Consider the following 4,658-nt stretch of genomic DNA (forward strand, 5'->3'; position numbering starts at 1 on the left):
CGACGGACGCCCCGGCGGCGAGGTCCGCCACGGTCGGCCGCTGGAACACCTCGCGCGGCGACAGCGCGAGCCCGGCCGCGCGCGCCCGCGCCACCAGCCGCATCGCGATGATCGAGTCGCCGCCGAGGTCGAAGAACCCGTCGTCCAGGCCGACCCGGTCCACCTCCAGCACCTCGGCGAACAGCCCGGCGAGGATCGTCTCGGCCTCGGTGCGCGGCGCCCGGAACGGGCGGTCGGCGGGGGCCGCGTCGGGCACGGGCAGCGCGCGCACGTCGAGCTTGCCGTTGCCGGTGAGCGGCAGCGTCGGCAGCACCAGGACGGCGGACGGCACCATGTACTCGGGCAGCGCGTCCCCGGCGAACCGCCGCAGCGCGGCGGGGTCGGGCGCGGCGCCGGGGGCGGCGACGACGTAGCCGACCAGGCGCTTGGCGCCGGGCCTGTCCTCGCGGGCGACGACGGCGGCGTGCGCGACGTCCGGGTGCCGGACGAGCGCGGCCTCGACCTCGCCCAGCTCGATCCGGAACCCACGGATCTTGACCTGCTGGTCGACGCGGTCCAGGTACTCCAGGATGTGGCCCCGTCCCCGGTCCGCCTCGTCCGGGCCGTCCGCCGGGCACAGCCGGACCAGGTCGCCGGTGCGGTACATGCGGTCGCCGGGCGGCCCGAACGGGCACGCGACGAACGCGGCGGCGGTCAGGCCGGGCCGGTTGAGGTAGCCGCGCGCGAGGCCCGCGCCCGCCACGTACAGCTCGCCGGGCACGCCGACCGGGACGGGCCGCAGCGACCGGTCCAGCACGTACAGGCGGGTGTCGTCCAGGGCCGAGCCGATCGACACCGACGGGTCGTCGGCCGTGACCCGGCCGCGCGTCTCGTACAGGGTGGTGAAGGTGGTGACCTCGGTCGGGCCGTAGGCGTTGCGGACGGCGGTGTCCGGGCAGGCGGCGAGGACGCGAGCGACGGCGGCCGCCGATCCGGCCTCGCCGCCGAACTCCACCGCGCGCAGCGGCGCGAACACGCCCGGCCGCTCGGCCGCGACCAGGTTGAACAGGGACGTCGTCGCGAACAGGTGGGTGAGGCCCGCGTCGCGGACCGTCCGCTCCAGGACGTCGGCGTCGATCATGCCCGGCGGCGCGACGACGATGGTCGCGCCCGCGAGCAGCGGCCGCCACAGCTCCGCCGTGGACGCGTCGAACGCGTGCGCCGAGTGCAGCAGCATCCGGTCGCCCGGCTCCAGCCGGGTGCGGGAGTCGGTGGCGAAGTCGACCACGGCCCGATGGCTGAGGCCCACGCCCTTCGGCAGGCCGGTGGAGCCGGAGGTGAAGATCCCGTACGCGAGCTGGTCCGGGTGGACGGGCGCGAACGGCGCGGGCGCGAACGGCATGGGCGTGGCGTGCTCGTCCGGCCGCGCCCCCGGGCCGTCCACGACCAGCAGGGTGACGCCGCCCTCGGAGGCGTCGGCGAGCCAGGGGTTGCGCTCCAGCATCGCCCGGTCGGTGACCAGGACGGACGCGCCCACGTCGCGCATGAGCCACGCCACCCGGTCGGGCGGGTAGGAGTGGTGGACGGGCACGTAGTGCCCCCCGGCCTTGAGGATCGCCAGCGACGACACGACGATCTCGGGCGACCGCTCCAGCAGCGTCGCGACCGGCGTCTCGGGGCCGACCCCCGCGTCCGCGAGGCGACGGGCGAGCAGGTCCGCGCGGGCGTCCAGCTCGGCGTAGGTGAGGCGCAGGGTCCCGTCGGCGGTCTCCAGCGCGGGCGCGTCCGGCGTCGCCGCGACGTGCCGGGCGAAGACCTCCGTGACGGTCTCGGCGGGACGGTCCGTCTCCCGCCCGCTCCAGCTCGTCAGGACGTCGGCGCGCTCGTCGTCCGACAGCAGCGGCAGGTCGCCGACGCGGGTCGAGGGGTCGGCGTCCGCCAGCGTGCGCAGGAACCGGACGTGCCGCTCGTGGTGCGCGGCGACCTCCTCGGCCGTGTACAGCGCGGGGTTGGCGTCCAGGTCGAACCGGGTGCCCCGGCCGTCCAGGCCGTCGTAGATGTTGAACGCGATGTCCTCGGTGAGGCCGAGGACGAGGGCGTGCGCGGTGGCGCGGCTGCCCGCGAAGTCCGCCGTGTAGTCGAACGGCATGATGTTGACGACCGCGCCGTACAGCCGCCGCCCGTCGGCGAGCAGGCCGAGGTCGCGGCGCAGGTCCTCGACGCGGTACCGCTGGTGCCGCAGCGCGCGGGCGGTCGCCCGGGACACCGCGCGGGTCAGCTCCTCGACCGTCAGGTCCGGCGTGACGGCGACCCGCAGCGGGACGATGTTGGACATCATCGTCGGCGTCGCGCGGGCCAGCTCGGTGGTGCGGCCGGTGACGGCGAGGCCGAGGACGACCTCCTCGGTGCCGGTGACGCGGGCCATGTACGCCGCGGTCGCGGCGATCGCCATGCCGGGCGTGGCGGTGCGCAGCCGGCGGGCGGCGACGGCCAGGGTGGAGCTGTCGTCCGGTCCGAGGACGGTGGAGCCGCGCAGGAACTCCATGCTCGGCGCGGCGGTCCGGGAGGTGAGCGTGACGACCTCGGGAAGGTCGGCGAACCGCTCGGTCCAGTACTCGCGGTCCTTGGCGAAGCGGTCAGACGCCCGGTAGGCGGCCTCCTCGGCGAGCAGGGCGTAGTAGTCGCCCCGCTCCTGCGGCTCGTACTCCCCGCCCTCGGCGAGCCGGGTGTACAGCTCGGCGATGCCCGCGTTGAACATGGCGCCGGTGTAGCCGTCCACCGCGATGTGGTGCGCGCGCAGGTACCAGCGGTGCAGTTCGGGGCCGAGGCGAAGGAACCGCATCGTGTAGAGGCGTTCGCCGTACAGGTCCATGGGGGCGGCCATGTCGGCGCGGATCCAGGCGTCGGCGGCGGCGCGCGGGTCGGGCTCGGCCGAGAAGTCGAGAACGGGAAAGTACTCGTCGGCGTCTTCCTCGACGGTCTGGAACGGAATTCCGTCGCGTTCGACCAGCCGGATGCGAAGACCCGGCACCTCGTCTTTCGCGAGTTCCGCGATGCGTTCGAACAGCGCCGGCCGGAGCGGCCCCTCGATCTCGATGTACTGCGCGATGCAGATCGGCACCTCGGGATTGAGCTGCTGGGCGTACCAGACGCTCTGCTGCGCGGCCGAAAGCGGAACGAACTCGCTGGGGGACATCAAGTGGAACTTTCCCGGTCGAAGGGGGTCGGCGCTCCCGGGCGGCACGGACGTCGCCCATGCCGGGAAGCCACGCGAGAATGCGAAAAGCAATGAACACGAAAACCGTCGGGTTTCGCCTTTCCCCTTTCCCCGCGCCCGTTGGAAGGTCTCGCCCGGCACGCGCCCGGCCGTGGCGGGACACGCACGTCACCGGGGGTTCCCGGCCGCGTGTCCGGACGGGAGCGCCGCTGCTGTTCGCCCGGTGCCGAGTTCCCTCGACCCGCACCTCTACTCAGGAGTAGCAGGGGCTCAGTTAACCAGCCCCCCACATGCCTCGCAATCCCCCCGAAAGTAGAACTTGACCTCAGCAATCACTCACGGATGTGACAAATCCTCAAGTCTGAGCCTTCGCTGAGTGAACGCCGACGCGCGGGGTGTGACGAAGGTTCACGACCGAAACAGGCCAGTACGACTACTCCGAGTAGTCGAACTCGTGGACCACGACGGCCGCCGCGCCGACCCCCGGGTGCCGCTGCAGCACCGCCTCGATCTCGCCGAGCTCCATCCGCACCCCGGCGATCTTCACCTGCCTGTCCACCCGGCCGAGGTACTGCAGGACGGGCCGGTCCTCGCCGCCCGCGCCCGCGGGCAGCAGCCGGACGGCGTCGCCGGTCCGGTACAGCCGGCCGGTGGGCGAGTTCTCGAACGGATCGCGGAAGAACGCCGCGCGGGTGCGGTCGGGGTCGCCGAGGTAGCCACGCCCGACGCAGATCCCGCCGACGAACAGCTCGCCCACCTCGTCCACGTCGCACGCCGCCCACGTGTCGTCGGCGTTCCGGCGCAGCACGTACAGCCGCGAGTTGACGATCGGCGACCCGATCGGGAGCCGCAGAAGGTCCAGGTCGGGCGCGGTGACGGTGTGGTGGGTGACGTCGTCGGAGCACTCGGTCGGGCCGTAGGCGTTGAGCAGCCCGGCGTGCGGCATCGCCTCCAGCCAGCGGCGGGACAGCTCGGCGGGCAGCTCCTCGCCCGTCGCGATCATCCAGCGCAGCCCGCCGAGCGAGCCCGCGGGCGCGTCCGGCAGGTCGTCCAGCAGGTGCCGGACCATCGTCGGCACCAGCTCCACGACGGTGATGCCGCGCGCGTCCACCGCGCGCGCGAAGGCGACCTGGTCGTGCGCCACCGCGTCCGGGACGATCTCGACGCGGCCGCCGACCAGCAGCGGGCACACCATCTGCCACACCGAGATGTCGAAGCCGAGCGGCGAGGTCATCGCCAGCACGTCGTCCCCGGTCATGCCCAGGTCCACGATCTTGGCGTACAGATGGTTGACCATCCCCCGGTGCTCCACGACCGCGCCCTTGGGCTTGCCGGTGGACCCCGAGGTGAACAGCACGTACCGGGGCTGGTCGGGCGACTCCAGCCGCGCCTCGCCCCGCCACGGCTCGCACTCGCGCGCCGAGCTCGCCGGGACGACGCGGCAGCCCGCGGCCTCGGCGCC

2 protein-coding genes are annotated in these 4,658 nt (G+C 73.7%); both read right to left on the reverse strand.

The genetic code is table 11. The annotated features are described in order from the left end of the window. Positions 1–3,175, reverse strand: a 3,175-nt coding sequence (locus AB0J52_RS28165) for an amino acid adenylation domain-containing protein (protein ID WP_500185439.1), incomplete at its 3' end; no start/stop codon positions are given. 454 nt (positions 3,176–3,629) lie between these two features. Continuing rightward, positions 3,630–4,658: AMP-binding protein (locus tag AB0J52_RS28170; protein WP_500185440.1), on the reverse strand; the 1,029-nt coding region annotated here is incomplete at its 5' end.

This window comes from Spirillospora sp. NPDC049652, from assembly GCF_040675125.1.
In the GTDB taxonomy this organism is placed as follows: domain Bacteria; phylum Actinomycetota; class Actinomycetes; order Streptosporangiales; family Streptosporangiaceae; genus Spirillospora.